Source organism: Streptococcus sp. HF-1907 (assembly GCF_015594605.1).
In the GTDB taxonomy this organism is placed as follows: Bacteria; Bacillota; Bacilli; order Lactobacillales; family Streptococcaceae; genus Streptococcus.
Map to the genome: position 1 here is coordinate 1 of NZ_JADNQT010000003.1, position 22,266 is coordinate 22,266.

The window sequence follows — 22,266 nt, forward strand, 5'->3', positions numbered from 1 at the left end:
TCCATAAGGTCTTCCTAATGAGTTGTTTAGTCGCTTTTCATTATAAGTCTTATGGAGCTTTTTTGATACACTGAAAAAGCTCCATAATCTCCGTAGTAGATTTACCCACTACAGAAATTATAGAGCCAGAATTGACAGATGCGATAGAAATGACGTTGTGACTTAATGCCTAGTTCAACTTGCAAGAGAAGCAAGACTAATAGAGATTGGTCTGAAACCTTAGATAGGTTAACATTTCGACGATGTTTGAAAGATTCAGGACAGTAATTCCTATACAGCTGATGGCATATTTTTGATAATTGCTTAATATTCCATTGTAAGTGATAGGATTTAGCGGTATACTGTAAGTGGCTCATTGGGACGTCCTCTCTGTTTGTTTAGTCACTTACAGTATAGTCCTTTTGGGCTTTTTATGGTATTCTGAAATTAACTAGCACCACGGGTATACTTTGTTTTTTTAGAACCACTAGTCTTTCTCTTGTTATCAGTTTTATTCTGGCGATTGCACTGGCATCTATTATTTTACGAACAATTGAGCTTGTTCGTAAGCAAACAGAAATTGTCAGCTTTAAGGACTCTCTTCGTGGCTTTCAAAGTGATTTAATCGGGAAAGTCTTTGTAACAGTGCTTGTCAATCACTCCTACTTTTCCTGTGGCGCTTAATATGGACACTGTCTATCACAGTTTTTATCGTTGGAGTATTCATCTATGTATTGATGTGGTTTATTGTAGCAATCAATGGCGGAATTGAATACTGGGGCAGCATAGTCAGCCAATCTTTTGATCAACTCCCTAATACATTTAACAGCGATTACCTTTTCAGCAACGGGTTGCTTGCCGTAGCAATCATTGCAATTGTTGTTAGTATTCCGTTCGCCATTATTGGGTTATCTATCTACCTGCCTAAATGTTATGCTTATTCTCAAACAGAGTGGGTACTTTACGATCAGATTGCCGAGGGACGTTATGCAGGGCCGCTTGGAGTTATTCACGAAAGTAAATCATTGATGAAAGGCTACAAGTGGAAACGGTTCAAATTGGATTTCAGTTTTATCGGTTGGTATATCCTGACCGGGCTGACCTTAGGTTTAGTAGGAATTTATGTTATTCCTTATCAGACGCTTGCTGCAACTGTTTTTTACGAAGAATTACGTTCAACAAAAGAATGGAACCTGCACTTGAGTCTAGCAATGATCATTCAACAATGGATCATGCAGTTGTTCAATAAAACAAAGAGGTTACTTTGTAACCTCTTTTATCGTTCTATCTGCTGACATATCTGCTCAAAAGCTTGTTCCAAAGTCACGTCATCTGTAAAAAGGATTTCCTCTTTCCAACCGAGAACGTCTTTGTCAAGCCACCAACGCCTCATGTCAGCAGGGCCAAATTCAGCTACTTTTGAACGTGTTGCATGCCGACGAACTGTTTCCTCAAAAGACAAGTCGTAGTAATATGCTAAAACCTTGTTATCAAAAAGCCGACGCAAGCACTCTAGCATATCACCGTAAATATTCGTTTCGTAAAATCCTTCTAAAATAACCAACAAATCATGCCCGTATCCATAATGTGCAATCGTTTCTGTTAGAAAAATAGATAAGTTATCTGGTTCCCCCTTTTCCTTTAGCATCTCACGCCGGACAAGATCCTGTGAAATCACAAGCGTCCCACGACCAAAATGATTTTGTAATTTTTTAGCTAGGCTGGTTTTCCCAGAGCCGGAATTCCCCCGAATGATGACTAGTTGCGCCATTAGTCAATCTCCTTCACCAGACGATTGTACTCACGCTTGATGCAACGGTTCATAACGATATGATCACAACCTGCCACCCTCAAAAGCTCTTCCGCCTCTTGACTTTGAAGTCCCAACTGCGCCCAAAAAATCTTAGCATCTGTCTCAATAAAATCACGCGCCACACCCGGTAAAAATTCGCTCCGCCGAAAGACATTGACAATATCCACGGAAACAGGAATATCTTGTAAACGCGCATAAGCCGTCTCGCCTAAAATCTTTTGACCCACTAACTTGGGATTGACCGGAATGATCTGATAACCCAGCTCCTGCATGACCCTTGAAATACGATTGCTAGTCGTTTCTTCGCGGTCAGAAAGTCCAACTACTGCAATCACTTTACTCGTCTCCAAATAGGTCTGAATCATGTAATCACTAGGATTTTGAAATTCGTACATAAAACACCTCACTTATTTCCTTATGACCAGTATAGCATTTTTTGAAAAAGGAGGTAAAGATTGGAGCTGGGATTTTTTTAGTAACGAATCAGCAAATAGAACCGCTATCTATGATATAATGGTTAAATAGATAAAAATATAATAATCTTACCAGCGACAAAAATAACTGCTAACATCAAAGGAATATAATGAAAAAATTTTTTAATTTATTGACAAACTTAACGATTATAGCCGGTATCCTCATCATCAGTTACCCTGTTATTAGCCAAATTTATTACAATTACCAGACCAAACAAGAGGTTAAGGACTTTGATTCGTCTGCACAAAAATTAACTTCTGAAGACGTGACGGAACGGATAAAACTAGCTACTGCTTACAACCGCTCTTTACAAAATTTGACAGTAACGGATCCCTATACCAAAGAAGAAAACGCTAAGGGGCAGGCAGAATATGCTCGAATGCTGACGGTTCATGAAAAAATAGGTAGAATTTCCATTCCCAAAATTGATGTTGACTTACCAATCTATGCCGGTTCAAGCGAAGAAGTTTTACAAAAAGGGGTGGGACACCTTGAAGGAACCAGTTTGCCGATTGGCGGTCAGAACACCCACACTGTTCTAACTGCCCACACGGGCTTGCCTAACAACCGCCTTTTCACTGACTTGGATAAAATGAAGGTGGGTGATAAGTTTTTCATTCAAAATATCGCTGAAACACTTGCCTACGAGGTTGATTCCATAACGGTGATTGAACCGACTCAATTTGATTCCTTAAATATCGTACCTGACAAAGACTATGTGACTTTGCTGACTTGTACTCCTTATATGATCAATTCACACCGTTTACTTGTGCGAGGCCACCGTATCCCTTACAAACCAAGTGAAGAAAAAGTGAAAAGTCCGATTAGTCATATCTCTATTCCACCGCTTTATCTAGTCGTTTTCGCAATTCTATTCCTCATTTTCATTATTTTGGCTTGGAATAAGTGGAAATCGAAAAAAGCATAGAAAGAACTATCATGTCAAGAAAAAAGAAAAACAAAAAATGGTTACAACTAACCTATAAGATACTTACCATTCTGGGTTGCTTGATGATCTGTTATCCCTTTGTCAGTCAGATTTATTACCAATATGTGACTATGCAGGAAACAAAGCAATTTGACGACGAGAAAGGTAAATTAGTTGATCAAGATGTTGAAAAACGCATTGAACTCGCTAAAGCCTATAACAGCACCTTGTCCCCAGAAAAAATAGGAGACTCTTTCTCAAGCAGAAAAAAAGAGGAAGGTGTAGCCGAATATGCTCGCATGTTGCAACTGCATGAAAAGATCGGCTATGTCACTATCCCTTCTATCAATCAAAAAATTCCCATCCGAGCAGGTTCATCTGAGAATGTCTTGCAAAATGGAGCAGGCCACTTAGAAGGAACTAGCCTCCCTGTCGGTGGAGTTAGCACCCATACGGTCATCACCGCCCACAGGGGACTGCCCACAGCCAGACTTTTCACTGACCTGAATAAGGTGAAGGTTGGAGATGTCTTTTACATCACTAATATCAAGGAAACCTTGGCTTATCAGGTGGATAAGATTTTAACCGTTGAGCCCACTGATTTCAAACCAATACTGGTTAAAGGGGGCGAAGATCGTGCCACTCTTTTGACTTGCACGCCTTATATGATCAATTCTCATCGCCTACTCGTTCAAGGCAAGCGCATTCCTTTCCACGAAGCTGAAAAGAAGGAAAAAACAAAAATTGACTTTTTTGCCCAATACAAATGGTTTATCCTTCTTGCTGCTGGACTCGTCCTTCTACTCATAGGCTTTCTGCTCTTTAAAATGTTAAGAAAGAAAGGAAAAGAAACATCACTTTCATGAAAAAGAAAAAACAATTACTTGGGCTGAGCCTTCTATTAATTGGAATTGCGCTCTTCCTCTTTCCTTTTTTATCTATGATTAAAGAGGACATTTGGCAATCTCGTGCCCAGCGCACCTATCAGCAGACCAGCGAAAAAACATTCCAAAAACAACGAACAGCTGTGGAACAAACCACCGTCACCGGAGCTATCCAAGATATTTTCCTAACAAAAAAAGATACTGATACCAAGCAAAAAACGCCCTACTCAGATCTGCTAGATACCAATCAAGTCGCCGGACGCATGAGCATCCCTGCTTTGGGACAACAATTCGACCTCTATCTTGACGCCGACTATGATAAACTCCTAAAGGGAGTAGCCACCCTTGTCGGAACATCTGCTCCTCTGGGTATAAAAGGGCAGCGACCGATTATTGCAGGACATAGAATTAATTATAATGGCATGTCTTTCTACTTTCTCCCCTCTCTCAAAAAAGGAGATAAAATTTATTTCTATATTCTTGGAAAAAATCTAGAATACGAAGTGACCGATAGCGAGGTCATCGATGAATACGAAAGCGAAAAACTCAAACCGATTGAAAACGAGGATATGGTCACACTCATGACCTGTGTGAACGAACCAAGCTATGACAAACGGCTCCTTGTCAATGCAAAAAGAGTTGTTTCAGATAGTGAAAAAAAGCAAAACGTATCTGCTAATCCCTTGATTTCCTTTGTTAGCAACCAACATATCAAACTTGGTTTCAAATTACAAAGGCTTACCCCTTATTTGATTGTGATTGTCGGAACAGCGATTTTTCTCTTTTTCACCAAGCGACTATGGAATATCATAAAAAAACACTGATGAATCAGTGTTTTTTCTCGCTTTTATAAAGCTTATATCCTAGTCCGATTAAAACGATTGCAATTCCTAAAAACCAATAAATGGCTAAGGTCCCCGTTTTGATAATCGGTGTTCTTGGTGATGTCGGTGTTCTTGGTGATGTCGGTGTTCTTGGTGATGTCGGTGTTCTTGGTGATGTCGGTGGCACCAGAGTATTGGTAATCACAATACCAGTTTTATCTGTCATGTTTTTATAAGTCGCTGTATAGCCATTAGGAACATCTTCTTCAGCTGTGTAGGTGTAATCTTTCCCTGCCGCATCTGCTTTTTCCAAGTTCATAAAGGTATGTTCCCAGTTATTGCTGTCACTCAGCTCAATTTCATCAATGACTTGCCCATTTTGTTTGAGATGAACAGTGATACTATTTAACTTTTTACCTTTCCATTCTTTCTGAACTTTAAAGCTGGTCTTGTCTTCTCTCTGCTTTAAAACCTGTTTGGGATAGACATGGACAGCGTCATTTCCTACCGTAAAATAGCTACCGTCGGGTTTGGTCACAGGCAATTCCACTTCTAATGGAACAGGCGTCGCATCACCCAACATCTGATTTCCTGCCAGCTTTGTTTTTTCTTTATTGACAACAATATAGTATTTCCCAGCCTTTAAACCACTAAAGATGAGCCGACCGCCATTTTCAGTTATCTTGGTTTGAACAAGCTCTCCATCCGCCTTATCCTTGTGAATATCAAAGGCAACGCCATCAATGGTTGAAGCTCCACTACCAAAATAATTCTCAATGTCTAAAGGCTGTCCAGAATAGCTATCTTTTCCTCCACCTTTAGGCCAACCATTCAAATCTTTTAACTTAACCAAGGTTAACACAATATCGTAGGTTGCATCTGATGAGGCTTGATTTTCCTGAGATGAGACGGTTGTAAATGGCCGCAAAGTTACCAAAATAACAATGACCGTAAGTATGGATAGCAGACTGCTCAATATTCTTTTTCTTGTCATAGTATCCTCCTAAAACATAGCACTTGCACTCTTCACTAGGATATTCAACTCTTTTAAATACCCTAGTGAAGAGGTAAGGATTGTCCTTACTTCTTCATTTTATTACTTAGCTGAACGACGTTTCGCAATGAAACCTAAACCAACAACCAAGACACCCGCTGCAATCACGAGAGCTGAACCGATACCACCCGTTTGTGGGATAGTGACTTTGTTGTTGTTTACTTGGTTAACTTTACCAGTGTAAGTTGTTGATGAGATAGTGAACTCAACTGGTTGTTGCAACAAAGCGTAACCTTTTGGTGCTTCAACTTCGACCAAATTGTAATTAGTTTCACCAGTGGTGTTGTCATTTCCTTTTTTACCATAAGGAAGACCTTTAACTTCAAAAGTACCATCAGTTGCTGAAGTGAAGACAGTTGCATCTGCTTTATTAGCAACCCACTCATTTTTAGCAGGAGTTGTTCCTGATGCAGCTGTTTGTTTCAAATACTTGTCGCCAGCTTCATTTGTAACAACAAACTTAGCCCCTGCAAGTTTAGCTGATGTCGCTTTGTCAACTTTTTCAAACTTAGCACCACCAGTGTGGAGTTCTGGTTTTTCATTAGGTTTAACTTCTTTTGTTAAATCTGGATTAGTACCATAAGTCAACTTAACATCATTGGGGTTGGCTGCACCCATAACTGCTTCTTCATTGATGACTGCGTCATAAGTGATGGTAATAACATCTTTTGGATTTAATGTTTTGATGTAATCTTCTTTGAAGGCAATGCTGATTGCTGCTGCTTTGGTACCAACTGCAGCTGTACCATCAGTTGAATAGTTAGAAGGATCTACAACAGTGCCACCTTTTTTGACAACAAGGTTACCTGTGTAAGTCAAACCTGCTGAGAATTTATCGGTGAATGTTAACTTCTTATAGTCTTTAATACCTTCTGGCATTGTAGAAGTGACCTTGAAGGTCTTAGTTTCACCAATAAGAGCAGTATCATGTTTAGCATCTTCGCTAACGACTTTGTCAATACTTGGTTTGTCAACTGTATTCTTTGGATAAACATAGAGGGCATTATCTCCAGTTGTAAATGTTCCACCTTCAGCTTTATAAACTGGAAGTTCAACAACAACTGGTACAGCCTTTGAGTTAGCAAGTTCTTCTTTTCCAGCAATCGTTGATTTTGTCTTGTCTTCAACGATGATGTACTTACCTTCTCTAAGACCTTTAAAAGTAATTTGACCCTTAGAGTCAGTTTGTCCTTCAACGACAGTACCTTGTGCGGCTGCACCGATATGATCTGCTGCAGAATCACTGTATTGGTAAACTTTGAAGAATACTCCTGAAAGGGTATCTTCTGTACCAAAGTAAGTGCCGCTGTCTAACTTAGCACCAGTGTAAGAGTCTTTTCCTTCACCTTTAGGGAAGTTCTTCAAACTATCTTCTGACAATTTGACCTTAGTCAAAACAATGTCATAAGTTTGCTCTGTTGTTGCGAATGCTGTTACAGTTCCTAATGATGAGAAAATCATCGCTAGGGCTGCAAGAGCAGTGAATAGAAAATATGAAAGTTTTTTCATATTATTTTCCTCCTAAAAACCTTTTTGTTTTTTGCATATAATATATAATTACTGCCGTAAATAATGAAATAATACCTAGCACGAGATATGGTAAGATACCCAAACCACCTGTTGATGGATAAACTGGATTGACCTTATTCTTGACGGTTAAGGTATGTGACTTACTAATTTCGGAATCTGAGAAAGTGACTTTCTTTTGATTTGGGTCACTAGTCTCTAGATAGCCTTGTGGAACAACCTCTTCAATGTAGTAGGTGTAGTACTTACCAGTGGTCTTATCCTTAGGTGGGTAGCGTTTTGTAGCTTCCCAGAGATATGGAGCAGTTGCCGTCCGTTCTAACTGAATCGTTTCAACAAGCTCCCCATTTTGAGTTTGTCCATCCGTTGTCCGATACAACTTAACCTCTAGTTTCTTAGGTAGCTGGTCATTTGTAATCTGATTGCCGTCCTTGTCATACCAGAGCTTCTGGATCTTGATTGACGGATACCTCGTGTTGGTGATGACAAAGCCATTCCGAGCGTCACCGCTATAGTCGACATCATATCCAGACGGAATCACCTTTTCTCTGACCACGTACTTAAAGTCGGTGATTTTCTTCTCTGCTGCTTCTTTTTGTAATAATTTAGCGGCAGATTCTTCATCTGGTAGTGGACTAAAGGTATCTTTCCAGTTATTGCTTCCAGAGAGCTCTTTTTCTTCTTTAAGCTCTTCTTTTACAACACCATCTTCCTTCCAAGTAGCGTAGAGCTGTGCCGTTATTTTAGAATGTGTTGTTTCAGAGTCACGCCACTTCTTCTCAACCGGAATGGTAATCCGCTTGTTGACTTTATTGGTAACTACATTAGATTCACCAAATCGGGGATCGTTATTGTATTTTACTTGGAAAGTATTAACAGCCGTCTTGCCACCAATATTATTATCCTTGTCATAAGCCGGAGCTTTCATATTCAGGATTGCATGCAAAATGGTGTACTTATGAATGACCGTTGTTGGTTTAGAAACAATCTTGATTGCTGTTACTTTTTCGTAGTCGGTTGGACTTGTTGTCCAATGTGAACTATTTACCTCTGTGTCAGCATTCATGGTTGGATATTTATCCGTTCGATAGTAAATATCAAAATCTGCCGTCTTATCTTCATCACCGACTTTCACAGTGATTGGGCCTGTCAGGGTGTTTGAAAAGGCAGATTCGGCACCACCCGCTGTCGTTCGATCGCTGTCTCCAACATGAGGAAGAACATCGTAGATTTCTACTCTTGTCAGATCACGATCGTAGTAATTTCGCACTTGCAGGTCATATTGGAAATGTCCCGAAGTGGAAGTTAACCCACCGTACTCTGTTTCAATACCGTCTTTACTGAAGTCTCGACCATAATATTGATGCCCACCTTCAACCAGTGGTTCTGTGCTACGGATCATCTTAACACTCTGCAGACTTTCTGTTACATTCCCTATAACCTTTGAAGTAGCCTTTACGACCTTGTCCTTAGTGTCACCATTCATATTGATGTCTCTTTCGTCATCCACAATCTGGTTTGAATCGGAATGAATGGCATCTGGGAACGGTTGACCATTGTCTTGGTAGAAATAAAGTTCATTCGTGTTATTGAAAGTTGGGGTCTCTGCCTTACTAGGGATAATGTCACTATTGATTTTTAATCCCTTTAGTTTGAAAGCATAACCTGTCCCGTTATTTAAGTCTTTTACCAGACCTGATTTTAATTTGATTTTGATTGCTGTCCGACCACTACCATTGTAGTTTTCAATGACTGAAAATTTATCAATCATGTCCAGATTTGCTAGCCCAATTGCTTCGAGCATATCTTCCGCTTTTGTTTTGTCTACACCTGGTGCAATACTAACCCCTTTAGGAAGAAGATCAACAAGCGTTGGATTCTTTAGGTAGCGTGCTTTAGAAAGCTGTTCAAAATTCAATCCCAATAGGAAGAAGACTGATTCTCCCTCAATACCTGAAGTTTGTCCATCTGTATTCTTTGATAGACGAATCTTTTCTACAAATGGTACAAACTGTTTGTTCCATTCATCGGATATATTAATTGGAACATCTTGATTTTGAGAGTTTTTCACTTTAGCTTTAAGGCCGACCACATTTTTTATATCCTTTGCAGCAGAATAAGGAACATGATAAGGGTCTTTAAAAGCCATATAGACGAAACCATCAATGTACTTTCCAACTGGTAATTCATAGCCCTTAATAAAGTGGATGGTTATTTTAGTATATTTTGGAGTAACCGCCGGTACTGCTGCTTCCGTTAACTCACCATTTCGGATCTTTTCAGCCGCAGTATTTAGTTCGTCTTGTGCATCCTTATTAATTTGATCACCCGGAGCAAAAGTGTCATAAGTTCCATCGCTCTTATAGGCACGTATTTCCATCTTATCATTGATAGGTTTACTATTTGAGCCTTGTCTTTCAAAGAAAGAATCAACACTAGTGAAATACAGTCTTGAGTCAAACTTGCTGGCATCTTCAACCAGAGTGATCTCTTGCATCGGTTTTGATAGCTTGTTTTCTACCTTGACTGTATAGTCTAGTCGCTGTGCGTAAAGTCCAGCTACATCGTGTTGCACCGTCTGGTGTTCTGTCCTCTTGGAAAGAAGCCCCGTCCCACTGAAATCATCTGCAATGAGATTAAAAGTTATATCGTCACTATTTTTATATTCTTCATTTGGCGATGGATTGAAAGGAGTTGCTGTGATATCCGCCTTATTTGTAAAATTAGGTTTGTTGTTGCCGTCTTTGTACTTAGCATCTGGAAAAGATAGGTACAACATAGCCTTACTGACGTCAATATTGTGACGGAAGTCCGTATCAAATTCACTTTCTAAGAATTCCTTTGTATATGTCACTGTGCCAGTGCTACTATCGTAAGTCCAGCCAGGATTAAGGGCTTGGTCAAATTTAGCAGTAACCTTTTGACCCTGACTATTCGTATAAGTCGGTAGCGTATCCTTGATGACGACTTTTTTCATCATCCGCTGCTGACCTGAATTTGCCTGTACTTGATATGTGAAACTGAACGGTATAGGCTCTGCACCGGTTTCAGAAATTCTAGTCGGATCTTCTGTCTTAGCTGTTCCTCCGTAGAGAAGCTGACCATCTTCGCTACTAGTAGCAACTACCTTTGTTAGGTTCATATTTGGATAAGTTGGAGTATACTCCTTATCATCGCCTGTATATAAAACTGTGCCATCTTTACTCTTAAGAGTAACCTTTGGTTGTAGCTTATAGTCTTTTGGAACTAACCCGTTTGTAAAGCTAAAAACATAAGGTATGCTAATCTTGGTTGTTGATGTAATGGAATTGAAACGAATACGATAAATCGTCTTCCCATTTTCCACTACTTTTTCTGCACTTTTGATTAGAGTGATACCTTCGGTCGGAACTGTAAAGTTATCTAGATAAGCATCTGTGTTCAGCACCTTACCGCCCTGATATAGAGTGGTTGGCATTTCAATATCTAGATAAGGTTCTTCTATGTCTGAGGTTAAACTAGTTCCATCAATATCCACATAAGTGGTAATCTGTTCATCTGTACGATAAGCCGTATTTGCATTTGGCTTTATCGTGACAGTTGGAACTGTTGCCGTCGGTGTAGGAGGAGGGCCTGGTGGTAATGCATCGTCATCATCTTCTGATGTAGTCGCAGCTGGAGTTGTTTGACTCGTTGAGCTGCTACTTTCTTGACTAGAACTACTAGGGGTTTCCTGACTCTTATTGACAGTGCTTTTCTGAGTTTCACTACTTGTACTTTCCGAGCCTTCTTTTTTGGCAGTTTCAGCAGGATTACTTACCAGAGCAGAAGACGGGCTGGTCTGTTCTTGTGCGAAGGCAAGAGAAACACCACTCACTCCTTGTAAAATTGTGTTCATAAGTAGAATTAGAACTAAAAATATACTGCCTTTTTTCTTCATTGCCTCTCCTTTTCTAAATTTATTTCACATTTCGGACGAAATTTAATATATATATACTCGTGGTGCTAGTTAATTTCAAAATATCTTAAATTATAAGCTAATACGATTTGCTCTATCCTCAATTGCAATCCTGTTTTTGCTCTAGCTAGTGTTTGCTCCATATCGAAAAGGGTACAAAGTTCTGAAAAACGTGTCTCAATAGTCTTCCTCATAGCCATTAGTTTCCAATGATTATGTTGCTTAGCTCCTGCCATGTTTCGACGTAAAGGAGTCCATAGATGATAGCCTTTTTGAACCAAATGATCTTTAAGATCCCTACTGAGGTAGCCTAAGTCTGCCAAAATATAAGCTTGTCGGCAAATTTCCAGTAAGTCCTCAACGGCTCTAATATCGTGAACAGATGCTGGGGTCACAAGATAGTTCAGAATATAGCCTGATAGGGTGACCAGCATATGAACTTTGAACCCATAGAACCATAGATTCTTGGAGGCATTATAACCAATGTCTGCCAAGCCATTAAAAATACGTGTTCTATAGTTACGGACTGGTTGGCATAGTGGTAAGGGAAAACTATCTATGATAACAATGGTATCAGGAGAGATTTGGTTATTCATTTCTAATTCATTAATTTTTTTGCGACAAATATTTTGTAGACTCGCCTCCCTTAACAAAACAGTTAACTCTAACTCTGGCTCTTTAAAATATGCAAGTCTGTGCAACAAATACTTACAGAAAATAATTAGATCTTTCAAATTAAAAAATTACTATATTAAGTATACATTAAAACGGAAACAATTTCAAGATATCAATGAAAAAAAAACAGGGGTCTTTTGTTCACATTTCGTCATATTAGTAACGCTAAAGTCATCATACTTACCTTATGATAAGAAAAACACCCAAACAGTTCCTACTTATGGATCTACCCGTGGTGCTAGTTAATTTCAGAATACCATAAAAAGCCCAAAAGGACTATACTGTAAGTGACTAAACAAACAGAGAGGACGTCCCAATGAGCCACTTACAGTATACCGCTAAATCCCATCACTTACAATGGAATTTGAAGCAATTATCAAAAATATGCCATCAGCTGTATAGGAATTACTGTCCTGAATCTTTCAAACATCGTCGAAAGGTTAACCTATCCAAGGTTTCAGACCAATCTCTATTAGTCTTGCTTCTCTTGCAAGCTGAACTAGGCATTAAGTCACAACGTCATTTCTATCGTATCTGTCAACTCTTTCCTTGTGGTCATCTCCTTGAAAGAAGTCGTTTTAACCGGCGGGCACGACAGATAATTTGGTTAGTTCAACTCATCAGACAAGCAATGAATACCCAAATCTCTCCTGATACCATTGTTATCATAGATAGTTTTCCCTTACCACTTTGTCAACCTGTCCGTAATTATAGAACACGTATTTTTAATGGCTTGGCAGACATTGGTTATAATGCCTCCAAGAATCTATGGTTCTATGGGTTCAAAGTTCATATGCTGGTCACCCTATCAGGCTATATTCTGAACTATCTTGTGACACCAGCATCTGTTCACGATATTAGAGCCGTTGAGGACTTACTGGAAAACTGCCATCACTCTTACATTTTGGCTGATTTGGGCTATCTTAGTCGCGAGCTTAGAAATAGTTTGGAGCAAAAAGGTTATCATCATTGGACTCCCTTGCGTCAAAATATGGCAGGGGCTAAGCAACATAATCATTGGAAACTGATGGCTATGAGAAGGACTATTGAGACACGTTTTTCAGAACTTTGTACGCTTTTCGATATGGAACAAACACTAGCTAGAGGAAAAACAGGATTACAATTGAGGATAGAGCAAATCGTATTAGCTTATAATTTAAGATATTTTGAAATTAACTAGCACCACGGGTATTCGATATATTTTTTAATATTTTATTCTCCTTAAAATTGAATACTATAAAATTATAATCACCAATAGCATTTTATCTCAACATCTTCTTATTTCGATAAACATCATCAAAATATTACTACTAGCTGTCTTATTCCTTTTATAATGACGGATATATCACCCATAAACATCTTTTATATTAAGATTCTGATAGGGAATCAGATTGTTTTAGCACTGATATTTCTTATCGTCACCCCTTTAAACCATAACTTTCTATAAAGCTTTACGACAGTAAAGAAAAAACCAAACAAGTTTGACCTGTTTGGCTGTCATCTAATGCTAAATGTCCCCATCTAGTCTTACTTTTGTGTAAAAGCTTCTGGTTGACCGGTGTATTTTGCCCAAGTTTTATCGAGAAACTGATCGTTAATAGTGTAAGTTGGTGTAGTTTGCTTGTTAGACAGGAATGGATTGACATATTTGTCCATAGCTAGCCAGCCGTTCCAGCCGAGGTGGATGGTATCTTGCATGAAGTAAGACTTATCCCCTTCTTCTGACAAGTCAGCAATGTGGGTGAAGCCTTGGCTCTGCAATTGATACTTAATCTTAGCCACCGCTTTTCGGTACATGCTTTGGCTGAGGCCTGTATAGGACGCCCACTTGCTATTGACAGGCGGAATGACAAAGAGAACATTGGTATTGTTCTTGGCAAATTCCTTGAGAACCAGCTGCAAATCGCTATATTCCGAAGAAGAAAGGTAGTTAAATTGCTTTTGCGAATCAGCCAATTTCGTCAGGTTGCTTGCCACACGGCGACTGTAAAAATCATTCTTGATTCCAAAGCGATTATTGCTTGACTCTTTCTTACCTTGGGCTGTCGCCAGTTGCATCAAGCTATCGTATGAAAACTGCTTGGGTAGAGAGGCTGCTTGGTTGCCAATTTTACTCTTATAAGAGAGGCTGACTGAGAATTTATCAAACAAACTATCTTCCTTGGCAATCAAGCTTGACTGGAAGGATAACTGCGCTTTATCAAGGCTTGACAAGGCCTGACCCTTAGCAATTTTTTTCACCATTCCCTTAAGAGGAACCTGAGGATAAAGTTTCAAAAGGCGTTTGGCCGCATAGCGGTCATAGGCAGAGCTAGTAGCTGACTTCAAGAAGGCGACCAGTTCTCCATTACTAAAGTAAGACTGGAAGGCGCCTTTATTAGCACCCGCCTTGGTAAACCATTGCGGTGATACAAAATAGATAGCTTTCTTATTCTGCATAGCTGACGACACCTGATTCATACTGAAAAAATGCGTCATAGAAGCTGCACCCTTTTGCCCCAAAAGAAATGGCGTGTAGTTACGGTTGTAGGCTTCTGCTAGGACTGACGGGTGAAAGGCATCCATACGCGACCATTCGCTAGAACCAAAGAAAGGCACAAAGTTTTGCTTGTTGTCAGTGAGCGCACGCTCTTTTTTCAGTTTACTTTTAAAAACTTGCTTAGAAAGAGAGACGGCATCTGACTTCTCCGTTTTTAACTTATGCTGAATGCTTGTCGGTGTTAAGGCAAGCACTGGGACCACTAGAAGTGCTGCGCAGACGACTGGTCCCAAAATCTGCCAGAGACGTTTACGCATTGCGAAGCTCCGTTACACCTTCGATGATTTTGTTAGCTGTGTTCCAGTCATCGCGACCAAATTCTGACACTGGGATGTTGATGTCAAAGTGACCTTCCAATTCAACGATGAGTTCAACTGTTCCCATGCTGTCAAGCACACCAGCATCAAACAAATCTTCATCCATCATGCCTGAAACGTCTTCCATGAAAAGGTCGTCAATAATTTCTAATACTTCTGCTTTAATGTCCATTTTTGTTTTTCTCCTGTTTAATTATTTTTTTGCATACTTTTCTTAGATGGTGCGGACGCAAGCAGCCTCCTGACGGAATCTCATTGCTAAATTTTGAGCCGAAGTCTCAAAATTTCTGTACTTATTGGAGCAAGCTCCAATAAGTAGCCCACCATGGCGAAAAGTATTTTGTTTGTGCTCACTTCGTTCGCTAGTCGGTTATTTTATTTACTATAAATCTCTACTTAGGTACTTTTGGGAACCAGAGTTGGTCTAGGAAGCCTGAGAAGAGGAGGAAGGAAACCATGACCACATTGAAGGTGATGAAGATTCCCAAGGCCTTTGTCCAGTTGTTGTCTGGTAGGGGTTCTTGACCTGCTTTTTTGCGTTCCTTGTTGATTGTTTTCTTCTTGCGTGTCCAAGCGTCATTGATGACAAGACCAACCCCATGGAAAAGTCCGTAGGCGATATAATACCAGGTCACCCCATGCCAGAATCCCATGACTAGCATGTTAATGATGTAAGCGACGCTTGATGTGGTGTTACGATTTTTGAAAACCTTGTGTTTAACCAGCAGTTTCACCAATCTCATAAAGACAAAGTCTCGGAACCAGAAGGACAAACTCATATGCCAACGATTCCAAAATTCCTTCAAGTCTCGAGATTTAAAGGGTTTATCAAAGTTGATTGGGCTCTTAATTCCCATGAGGTTGGAAATAGCTAGCGCAAACATAGAATAACCGGCAAAGTCAAAGAAAAGGTCAAAACCGAAAGTATACATGACACCAATTGTCGGCAAGTTCATCCAGCCACCTTGCTCCAGCGCAGCTTCTTTCAAACTAGGCATCCAAACTTGGCCAAAAATGTAAGAAATGACAAACTTGTAAACAAAGCCTAACATGATGTAATGAACAGCCTGTTCTAGCATATTTAAAAGCTCATCGCGGTCTGGAATGTTATTGTAGTCTTCGTTAAAACGTCTAAAACGGTCAATGGGACCACTGGTAAAGGTTGGCAGGAAGAGCAAGAATCGCAAGCATTCCCATAAGGTAAAGTCTTTAAGCGTGCCATCTCTTAGTTCCACAATCATACCAACCGTTCGGAAGGTGATGTAGGAAATTCCCAAGAAACCAAAGAGTGAATTGTGTCCTTGAATGGCTGGTGTTACCTTAACCAAGGCTAAGGGGAAAATCGATAGGAAAGTCCACAGATAGAATACCCAACTTTGATTTGCCTTAGCTCGGTAAAACTTATAAGTCCAAATGAGGACAATCTGCCAAATAACAAAGACCAAGAGCGATGTCAGCTGGTGGGTATTTTTCCCCGTCAGCATCAAGACGACGAAGACTAGACTAAAAACTGCTTCATAAATCGGAAAGCGTCTTTTAAAGAAAAGTCCGATAAATATGGGCAAGACCCCTAACAAGAGGTAGCCAAAATACTGCGGATTCCCGTAGGCTGCCAAGTGAGGCAGATGGGCAAAGAATGCTTGCATTAGCCATTCACCTCATTCATCAAGCCCTTGATATCGATTTTTCCATTTAGTGTCAATGGCAGGTCTTCGCGATAGAAGAACTTGGATGGCATCATGTAGTCCATCATGATATCCTTCAAATCTTCTTTGATGGCCTTGGTAATATCAAGCTCACGCTCAAACTGGTCAGCCACTCCCTCTTTCAATACGACGTAGGCCAAGAGGTTCTGCACTTTATGGTCCTTATTGTAACGAGGCACTGCCACAGCTGACTTAACATAACGTGACTTGTTCAAGTTTTGTGACACATCTTCTAGTTCGATGCGGAAACCATTAAACTTAATCTGGAAGTCCATACGACCACCGTAGAGAAGCAAGCCCTCATCAGTCATGCGACCCACATCACCCGTGTGATAGGCTGGCAACCCTTGAAACTCGAAGAAGGCTTCGGCAGTTTTCTCAGGGTTGTTAAGGTAGCCTTTGGAAACGGCAGGGCCAGATACGATGATTTCACCTTGTTCGCCATTTGGAAGAATATTGCCGTCTTCGTCGATGACAAAGGTCGGTGAGTCAGCCTTGGTATAACCGATAGGGAGTCGCGTGCAAGTTGCTAACATGTCATCTGTCACAGCTACCGCTGATAAGGCAACTGTCGCTTCCGTCGGACCGTAGGCATTGATAATGCGAGCCTGTGGGAAACGCTGGCGCAATTTTTGAGCTGTCTTGACCGTCAATTCTTCCCCATCAAAGTAGAAATGGGTCAAATGTGGCAGATTTTCAGCATTAAAATCTGGTGACAAGAGCGCCATGTCTGCAAAGGATGGTGTTGAGGTCCAGATACCGATTGGCAAGGTCAAAATCGTTGCAAAGAGTTTTTTGAAATCACCGATAACTTCTTTCGGAAGCGCGAAAAGTGTTCCACCCATCGCCAAGGTTGGTGCCCAGTACATAACAGACAAGTCAAATGAATACGGTGGCTGCGCCAACATCTGCGGACGTTCTGGCACCGCAAATTCCTTATCTGTAATCATCCAGTCAGTAAAGCTCAAAAGGTTGTCATGCGAAATCTGCACTCCCTTAGGCTTACCAGTCGTTCCAGAAGTGAAAATGATGTAGTAATTGTCGTCACCTTTGACAGGGTGAGTGAGTTCATAGCTGACTTTTTCTTGGAAAATGGATTGCGCTTCTTTGAGAGTCAAGACTGGACAAGTCACATCATCAAGTGGGAAGTCACCAATAGCCACAATCAAGCTTGGCTCTGCAATTTCTACAATAGCTTCAATACGGTCAAGAGCTGAATGCTGGTCAACCGGGATATAGGCGTGTCCTGACTTGGTCAGACCAACAAAGGTCGCAAGCATTTCGTACTCTTGTCCGCCAAAGACAAGGACTGGTGATTTTTCAGGAAGTCCCATGCTGTCAATGTAACTTGCAAAGGCATCAGAATCAGCCTTGAGGTCACCGTAAGTGTGCTCCTCACCTAAAATATTATAAACAGGGAAATCAGCTTGAGTTTTAGCAAAATACTCAATTCGTTCAATCATATCTTTCAACATATCAATCCTTCCTAAAATTCGTTGTAGATGAAGTTACCTTGTCCTCGACCTAGATAACTATAACAGTAAAGTAAAATCATAAAAATAATAAAATAAGCTAGGGTTTGTAGGATGAATTTCCAACGGTCATTCATAAGAAACTCCTTTATTAGTGTACTTGGTAAGCAGGTAGTGCGATTTGGATGATGAATTGACCATCTTGCTGAGTGATGGTAATGGTCCCTTTTTCATTAGCAGTGATGGCTTTTGCGATAGATAAGCCCAAACCAAAACTTTCTGACTGGTGATGAGATGATTCTGCTTGGTAGAATCGGTTAAAGAGGTGGGGCATGATGTGCTCAGGATAAACTTCCGAAGCATTTGCGACCGTCAGCAGAACTTTTTTCTTCTCCTGCTTCAAGTCCACTGTAATCTGACTGGCATCACTGGAATGCTTAATGGCATTATCCAGCAAGATTGCAATCAACTGCTTGACCTGACCTTCGTTAGCCTGAATAGTGATGTTATTTTCAATGGTTTCTGAAATCATCTTGCCATCTTCAAAAGCTAGGCTTTCGTAATTCAGCAACATTTCCTCCAAAACCTCTGACAGGTTTATAACCGTCTTTTCTGCCTTGGCAGTGCCCGTCTCTAGGCGTGTCAATCCCAGCAGTTGTTGAACGAGACCTTCCATGCGTTTGGATTCTGATAAGATGTGCTCCAAGTAGCGGCTGTCCTGACCTTCGCTCTTCAAAACTTGAGCATTGGCGCGAATGGCAGCAATCGGTGTCTTCAATTCATGGCTGGCATCTGAGACAAATTGTTTCTCACGCTCAAGTGCATTCTGAGCAGGTTTGACAATAAAGCGAGATAGATAAAGACTGACACCTGTCAACAGCAAGAAACCAAAAATCGTAAAGGACACTTCAACCAACAGCTGGTCAAAGGTATTGCCAAACTGGTCGCTGTCAATGAAGGCAACCGTCATCTGACCATCCTTGGTTTCCTTAATGGCATAGGTGTAGCCATCCAACTGACGTTTCTTCTTCCCCTTCTTAACCATTTTAGTGACGAGACTTTCCACATCATCATTTGACAGATAGGTGTTATTCACTTGAATAGCTATATCCTTATCTGAAGAAATGGAGGCTAGCGCGATGGTCTCATCGTTAGGGATGGTCATATAATCATTTTGTGCCACCATCTTGACCAAGCGGTAATCGTTAAAATCATCCCAGTACTTGCCATAATAATTGCTCAGCGCAAAGAGAAAGGCAACGACAACGGTTAAGAGAGACATGGTGATGACGACAAATTGCTTGCGCAGGTGTGTAATCATGAACTTACCTCCCGAATAGAATAACCAGCTCCGCGAGTGGCTTTGATTTCTAGATTAGCCTCTAGAAATCGCAATTTTTTTCGTAAAAATGTGACAAACACTTCTAATTGATTGTACTCTGCTTCGTTGAGCGGTCCCCAAACCTTGACAATCAGCTGATCTTTGGACAAGATCTGATTTGGATTGCGAAGGAAGGTTTCCAGAAGTAAAAATTCTTTATTGGATAGGGAAATGTGGCGCGTTGGCGATTTTAATTCTCGGCTATCAAGATCCAAGATAAGATTGCCCATCTGTAAATGATTGGCTTGAACCGTAGTTGACTGACGACTTTGTACACGAATCCGCGCCAGCAATTCTTCCGCCTCAAAAGGCTTAGTAATATAATCATTAGCGCCTTGATCAAGGCCAAGCACCTTATCATCAAGTTGAGACTTGGCTGTCAAACAAATAATAGGCGTGTCATTCCCCATGTGACGGCTACGCTTGAGGACAGAGATGCCATCTAGCTTTGGCAACATCAAGTCCAAGAGAATCACATCGTAAATGCCAGTCAAGATACAATCTAGACCATATTCGCCATCAAAAGCCAAATCAGCTTCATAGCCAGCATTTTCAAGGATAGCCTGAATGGCCTCCGCTATGCTCTTCTCGTCTTCAATAACTAGAACTTTCATGACGACCAATTCCTTCCTGTCATATAGTTTATGCTAAAAAGATTGAAATAAGATTGAAATTTTTTAAAGTTTTTTTAAAAATGATTTTCTGCACTTGTCTCTTTGACAACAAAAAAACCAACAGACTCGAGTACCTGTTAGTTTTTATCATATCGTTGTTAGATTAAGCTGACAACACTTTACGTCCTTTACGGCGACGTGATGCAAGAACACGACGTCCGTTTTTAGTAGACATACGGTGACGGAATCCGTGTTTACGTTGACGACGGATTTTACTTGGTTGATAAGTACGTTTCACGTTGAATACCTCCTGATAGATTTTCGTATTCGTTTAGCCGGCTATTTTGATCAGTTACTAAACATACCATACTATTCTATAACAACTGGCATATCTTGTCAAGATTTTCTTTTAGAAATTGGCTGGCGCTCGGTTTAGATGTTGTCAAAGCGATTGAGCTGATAAAGGGTTACGACCATGAGCAGAGTGACCGCTATCCATAGGACAACCGCTGGCATCCATGAACCAAACCAAGAATAAGCTAGACCAAAAGCAGTTGGCCCTACCGATGCCAACAAGTAACCACCCGTCTGAACCATTCCTGATAATTGCGCGGCTTCTTGAGGCGAAGCCGTCTTCATACTGAAAGTCACCATCAAGAAATGGAAAAGTGCCCCAGCTGACGCACCAATCAAGAGGTTAACCAAAGTCCAATAGAGGACAGACGAGCTTTGAAAAAGTAAAAGCGTAACGCCTACTAAGCCAAGAAGTGTGAAACCGAGCATGACCAACTGGCGCTTGGTTTGCGATAACTTGGTGACCAAGGTAGGAATCAAGACAGACAAGGGGAGACCAATCAAGGAATACAGTCCTGCTAACAAGCCTGCTGTCGTCTGATTGAGCCCTGCTTCTGTCGCCATAGTGGGGTAGCCAAGTCATTCCTGTATAAAAGAGTAGAGACTGGGCACCGCCAAAAAGCAAAATAATCCAAGCGCGCTTGTTTGACCAAACGGAGCTAACTAAAGGCTTTGCCTTGCCATCAAAACGCTCTTGATTTCTTAGATTTGGCAACCATACGAGCAGGGCTAGCAAGATTCCCGCTGATAAAAAGATAATCAAAAATCGCCAAGAAGTTACTTTTACCATCGGCACCGCAATGGTTGACATAAGAGCTGACGCAATTCCCATCGAAGTGGTATAGGCAGTTGTCAAAGGTCCAATCTTATCTGGAAAATAAGCAGACACAGCACTTGGCAAAAGAACGTTTAAGAAAGAAATTGACCCACCAATCAGCAATGTCCCTAAATAGAGAAAGGGAAGATTGATGATACGGATAGCAGAGCCAAGGGTCATCACTAGTAAAATCAAAGCAAATAAGCGCTCCAAACCGACTTTTCTAGCGACACTCGGTGCCAATGATGAGCAGAGGGCAAACATGAGCAGAGGAATAGTCGTCACCATTCCTAGCGAACTAACAGACACATTCAAGTCTGCAGCAATGGTTGATAAAACGGTCAGAATAGTTGTAAAAGGGATTCGTAAAATCAAACCAATCACAACAATCCCTAAACCGACAAACCAAGAAGGCTGTTTTTTCATAGATTTCTCTTAACGATTATCCATTATAGCATAGCTTGCTGGGAAATATAAGTCTTTCGGACAAGGGTCTTGAAATATATAGGAGCCTATGCTATATTTGTATTACTATTGAAAAGGAGCGCATATGACAACAATACCGACTAGTATTCTAATTAAAAAAGCTTCTTTGGAGTACGACAAAACGGCTAATCGTTTTTTGGAACCCTACAAGATTAGCAATAGCCAGTTTAAACTGTTGAAATACCTTTTTAGACAGCCAGAACTAACCGTTACTCAAAGAGACTTGGAGCATTATTTTTACATGACTAATCCGACGGTGACGGGGCTTCTCCAGAATATGGAGAAAAAAGACCTGATTGTTCGGGTTAAAAATCCTAATGACGGTCGTAGTAAGGTCATCGGTCTAACGGAAAAATTCTTGGCTATCAAGGAGGACTTATTAAACCTTGGCGCTGCTATTGACCAAACGCTCTTAAAAAATCTAAACCAAGAAGAGCAGGAACAGCTGAATCATCTGCTCAGCCAATTACTCAAAAACTAAAGGA

19 protein-coding genes and 3 pseudogenes are annotated in these 22,266 nt (G+C 40.6%); 6 read left to right on the forward strand and 16 right to left on the reverse strand.

Translation table 11 applies throughout. The features are described 5' to 3' along the window. Nucleotides 1-125 precede the first annotated feature (125 nt). Nucleotides 126-356, reverse strand: a pseudogene (locus IYQ92_RS02785) (IS982 family transposase); the annotation flags it as partial. Nucleotides 357-689: 333 nt separating this feature from the next. On the opposite strand from IYQ92_RS02785, the gene IYQ92_RS10190 reads away from it, so the two are divergent. Next, nucleotides 690-1,274, forward strand: coding sequence for a DUF975 family protein (locus IYQ92_RS10190; RefSeq protein ID WP_324253052.1), 585 nt, complete (start codon nt 690-692; stop codon nt 1,272-1,274). Here the strand turns inward: IYQ92_RS10190 and IYQ92_RS02795 are convergent. Both IYQ92_RS02795 and IYQ92_RS02800 read right to left on the reverse strand, forming a co-directional pair. After that, nucleotides 1,256-1,750, reverse strand: coding sequence for a kinase (locus tag IYQ92_RS02795; protein ID WP_195675238.1), 495 nt, complete (start codon nt 1,748-1,750; stop codon nt 1,256-1,258). The two genes, IYQ92_RS10190 and IYQ92_RS02795, sit on opposite strands and share 19 nt — an antisense overlap. Next, nucleotides 1,750-2,187, reverse strand: a complete 438-nt coding sequence (locus tag IYQ92_RS02800) for a CoA-binding protein (RefSeq protein WP_195675239.1) — start codon at nt 2,185-2,187, stop codon at nt 1,750-1,752. Before IYQ92_RS02800 ends, IYQ92_RS02795 begins: the two co-directional genes overlap by 1 nt. Before the next feature lie 188 nt (nt 2,188-2,375). On the opposite strand from IYQ92_RS02800, the gene IYQ92_RS02805 reads away from it, so the two are divergent. From IYQ92_RS02805 to IYQ92_RS02815, 3 genes are read left to right on the forward strand one after another with little or no spacing between them, the layout of a single operon-like run. After that, the gene (locus IYQ92_RS02805) at nt 2,376-3,194 is read left to right on the forward strand and encodes a class C sortase (protein WP_195675240.1); all 819 of its coding nucleotides are present in this window, start codon (nt 2,376-2,378) and stop codon (nt 3,192-3,194) included. Between the two features lie 11 nt (nt 3,195-3,205). Beyond that, complete coding sequence (locus IYQ92_RS02810; protein WP_195675241.1) at nt 3,206-4,060, forward strand: class C sortase; 855 nt, start codon at nt 3,206-3,208, stop codon at nt 4,058-4,060. Further along, nucleotides 4,057-4,902 carry a class C sortase gene (locus tag IYQ92_RS02815; protein ID WP_195675242.1) on the forward strand — a complete coding sequence of 282 codons (846 nt, stop codon included), beginning with the start codon at nt 4,057-4,059 and terminating at the stop codon, nt 4,900-4,902. Before IYQ92_RS02810 ends, IYQ92_RS02815 begins: the two co-directional genes overlap by 4 nt. A gap of 4 nt (nt 4,903-4,906) precedes the next feature. Here IYQ92_RS02815 and IYQ92_RS02820 read toward each other — a convergent pair whose 3' ends face one another. From IYQ92_RS02820 to IYQ92_RS02835, 4 genes and pseudogenes are all read right to left on the reverse strand, one after another. Then, a complete protein-coding gene (locus IYQ92_RS02820; protein ID WP_195675243.1) occupies nt 4,907-5,896 on the reverse strand; it encodes a Cna B-type domain-containing protein in 990 nt (329 codons plus the stop codon). 102 nt (nt 5,897-5,998) lie between these two features. Continuing rightward, entirely contained in the window at nt 5,999-7,465 is a 1,467-nt protein-coding gene (locus IYQ92_RS02825; protein ID WP_195675244.1) for a SpaH/EbpB family LPXTG-anchored major pilin, read from the reverse strand. 1 nt (nt 7,466) lies between these two features. Beyond that, nucleotides 7,467-11,402 carry a Cna B-type domain-containing protein gene (locus IYQ92_RS02830; protein ID WP_195675245.1) on the reverse strand — a complete coding sequence of 1,312 codons (3,936 nt, stop codon included), beginning with the start codon at nt 11,400-11,402 and terminating at the stop codon, nt 7,467-7,469. 65 nt (nt 11,403-11,467) lie between these two features. Further along, nucleotides 11,468-12,088, reverse strand: a pseudogene (locus IYQ92_RS02835) (IS982 family transposase); the annotation flags it as partial. 323 nt (nt 12,089-12,411) lie between these two features. Between IYQ92_RS02835 and IYQ92_RS02840 the strand changes: the two are divergent. Continuing rightward, a complete protein-coding gene (locus IYQ92_RS02840) occupies nt 12,412-13,275 on the forward strand; it encodes an IS982 family transposase (protein ID WP_195675246.1) in 864 nt (287 codons plus the stop codon). A 347-nt stretch (nt 13,276-13,622) separates the two neighbouring features. Here IYQ92_RS02840 and dltD read toward each other — a convergent pair whose 3' ends face one another. The 9 genes and pseudogenes from dltD to IYQ92_RS02885 all read right to left on the reverse strand — a co-directional run bounded on the left by dltD (nt 13,623) and on the right by IYQ92_RS02885 (nt 21,721). Next, the gene (gene dltD / locus IYQ92_RS02845; protein WP_195675247.1) at nt 13,623-14,891 is read right to left on the reverse strand and encodes a D-alanyl-lipoteichoic acid biosynthesis protein DltD; all 1,269 of its coding nucleotides are present in this window, start codon (nt 14,889-14,891) and stop codon (nt 13,623-13,625) included. Beyond that, entirely contained in the window at nt 14,884-15,123 is a 240-nt protein-coding gene (gene dltC, locus IYQ92_RS02850) for a D-alanine--poly(phosphoribitol) ligase subunit DltC (protein ID WP_195675248.1), read from the reverse strand. The genes dltD and dltC overlap by 8 nt, the downstream gene beginning before the upstream one ends. 220 nt (nt 15,124-15,343) lie before the next feature. Beyond that, nucleotides 15,344-16,597, reverse strand: coding sequence for a D-alanyl-lipoteichoic acid biosynthesis protein DltB (gene dltB, locus IYQ92_RS02855; protein WP_195675249.1), 1,254 nt, complete (start codon nt 16,595-16,597; stop codon nt 15,344-15,346). Next, entirely contained in the window at nt 16,597-18,132 is a 1,536-nt protein-coding gene (dltA, locus tag IYQ92_RS02860) for a D-alanine--poly(phosphoribitol) ligase subunit DltA (RefSeq protein ID WP_195675250.1), read from the reverse strand. Before dltA ends, dltB begins: the two co-directional genes overlap by 1 nt. Nucleotides 18,133-18,143: 11 nt before the next feature. Further along, on the reverse strand, nt 18,144-18,266 hold the full coding sequence (locus tag IYQ92_RS02865; protein ID WP_195675251.1) for a teichoic acid D-Ala incorporation-associated protein DltX: 123 nt from the start codon (nt 18,264-18,266) through the stop codon (nt 18,144-18,146). A 14-nt stretch (nt 18,267-18,280) separates the two neighbouring features. Continuing rightward, a complete protein-coding gene (locus IYQ92_RS02870; RefSeq protein WP_195675252.1) occupies nt 18,281-19,450 on the reverse strand; it encodes a sensor histidine kinase in 1,170 nt (389 codons plus the stop codon). Further along, nucleotides 19,447-20,124, reverse strand: coding sequence for a response regulator transcription factor (locus IYQ92_RS02875; protein WP_195675253.1), 678 nt, complete (start codon nt 20,122-20,124; stop codon nt 19,447-19,449). Before IYQ92_RS02875 ends, IYQ92_RS02870 begins: the two co-directional genes overlap by 4 nt. A 163-nt stretch (nt 20,125-20,287) precedes the next feature. After that, the gene (gene rpmH / locus IYQ92_RS02880; protein ID WP_000831903.1) at nt 20,288-20,422 is read right to left on the reverse strand and encodes a 50S ribosomal protein L34; all 135 of its coding nucleotides are present in this window, start codon (nt 20,420-20,422) and stop codon (nt 20,288-20,290) included. A gap of 134 nt (nt 20,423-20,556) precedes the next feature. Continuing rightward, nucleotides 20,557-21,721, reverse strand: a pseudogene (locus IYQ92_RS02885) (MFS transporter). A gap of 124 nt (nt 21,722-21,845) precedes the next feature. On the opposite strand from IYQ92_RS02885, the gene IYQ92_RS02890 reads away from it, so the two are divergent. Further along, nucleotides 21,846-22,262, forward strand: coding sequence for a MarR family winged helix-turn-helix transcriptional regulator (locus IYQ92_RS02890; RefSeq protein ID WP_195675254.1), 417 nt, complete (start codon nt 21,846-21,848; stop codon nt 22,260-22,262). The last annotated feature ends 4 nt before the right edge of the window (nt 22,263-22,266 follow it).

What these genes read in the sequence shown, in the direction of transcription:
- IYQ92_RS02870 (WP_195675252.1), bottom strand. Translation starts at nt 19,450, where the DNA reads ATGATTACACACCTGCGCAAGCAATTTGTCGTCATCACCATGTCTCTC.
- IYQ92_RS02875 (WP_195675253.1), bottom strand. Translation starts at nt 20,124, where the DNA reads ATGAAAGTTCTAGTTATTGAAGACGAGAAGAGCATAGCGGAGGCCATT.
- IYQ92_RS02795 (WP_195675238.1), bottom strand. Translation starts at nt 1,750, where the DNA reads ATGGCGCAACTAGTCATCATTCGGGGGAATTCCGGCTCTGGGAAAACC.
- IYQ92_RS02890 (WP_195675254.1), top strand. Translation starts at nt 21,846, where the DNA reads ATGACAACAATACCGACTAGTATTCTAATTAAAAAAGCTTCTTTGGAG.
- IYQ92_RS02810 (WP_195675241.1), top strand. Translation starts at nt 3,206, where the DNA reads ATGTCAAGAAAAAAGAAAAACAAAAAATGGTTACAACTAACCTATAAG.
- IYQ92_RS02840 (WP_195675246.1), top strand. Translation starts at nt 12,412, where the DNA reads ATGAGCCACTTACAGTATACCGCTAAATCCCATCACTTACAATGGAAT.
- IYQ92_RS02865 (WP_195675251.1), bottom strand. Translation starts at nt 18,266, where the DNA reads ATGAATGACCGTTGGAAATTCATCCTACAAACCCTAGCTTATTTTATT.
- IYQ92_RS02820 (WP_195675243.1), bottom strand. Translation starts at nt 5,896, where the DNA reads ATGACAAGAAAAAGAATATTGAGCAGTCTGCTATCCATACTTACGGTC.
- IYQ92_RS02825 (WP_195675244.1), bottom strand. Translation starts at nt 7,465, where the DNA reads ATGAAAAAACTTTCATATTTTCTATTCACTGCTCTTGCAGCCCTAGCG.
- dltC (WP_195675248.1), bottom strand. Translation starts at nt 15,123, where the DNA reads ATGGACATTAAAGCAGAAGTATTAGAAATTATTGACGACCTTTTCATG.
- IYQ92_RS02815 (WP_195675242.1), top strand. Translation starts at nt 4,057, where the DNA reads ATGAAAAAGAAAAAACAATTACTTGGGCTGAGCCTTCTATTAATTGGA.
- IYQ92_RS02830 (WP_195675245.1), bottom strand. Translation starts at nt 11,402, where the DNA reads ATGAAGAAAAAAGGCAGTATATTTTTAGTTCTAATTCTACTTATGAAC.
- dltB (WP_195675249.1), bottom strand. Translation starts at nt 16,597, where the DNA reads ATGCAAGCATTCTTTGCCCATCTGCCTCACTTGGCAGCCTACGGGAAT.
- IYQ92_RS02800 (WP_195675239.1), bottom strand. Translation starts at nt 2,187, where the DNA reads ATGTACGAATTTCAAAATCCTAGTGATTACATGATTCAGACCTATTTG.
- dltA (WP_195675250.1), bottom strand. Translation starts at nt 18,132, where the DNA reads ATGTTGAAAGATATGATTGAACGAATTGAGTATTTTGCTAAAACTCAA.
- IYQ92_RS02805 (WP_195675240.1), top strand. Translation starts at nt 2,376, where the DNA reads ATGAAAAAATTTTTTAATTTATTGACAAACTTAACGATTATAGCCGGT.
- dltD (WP_195675247.1), bottom strand. Translation starts at nt 14,891, where the DNA reads ATGCGTAAACGTCTCTGGCAGATTTTGGGACCAGTCGTCTGCGCAGCA.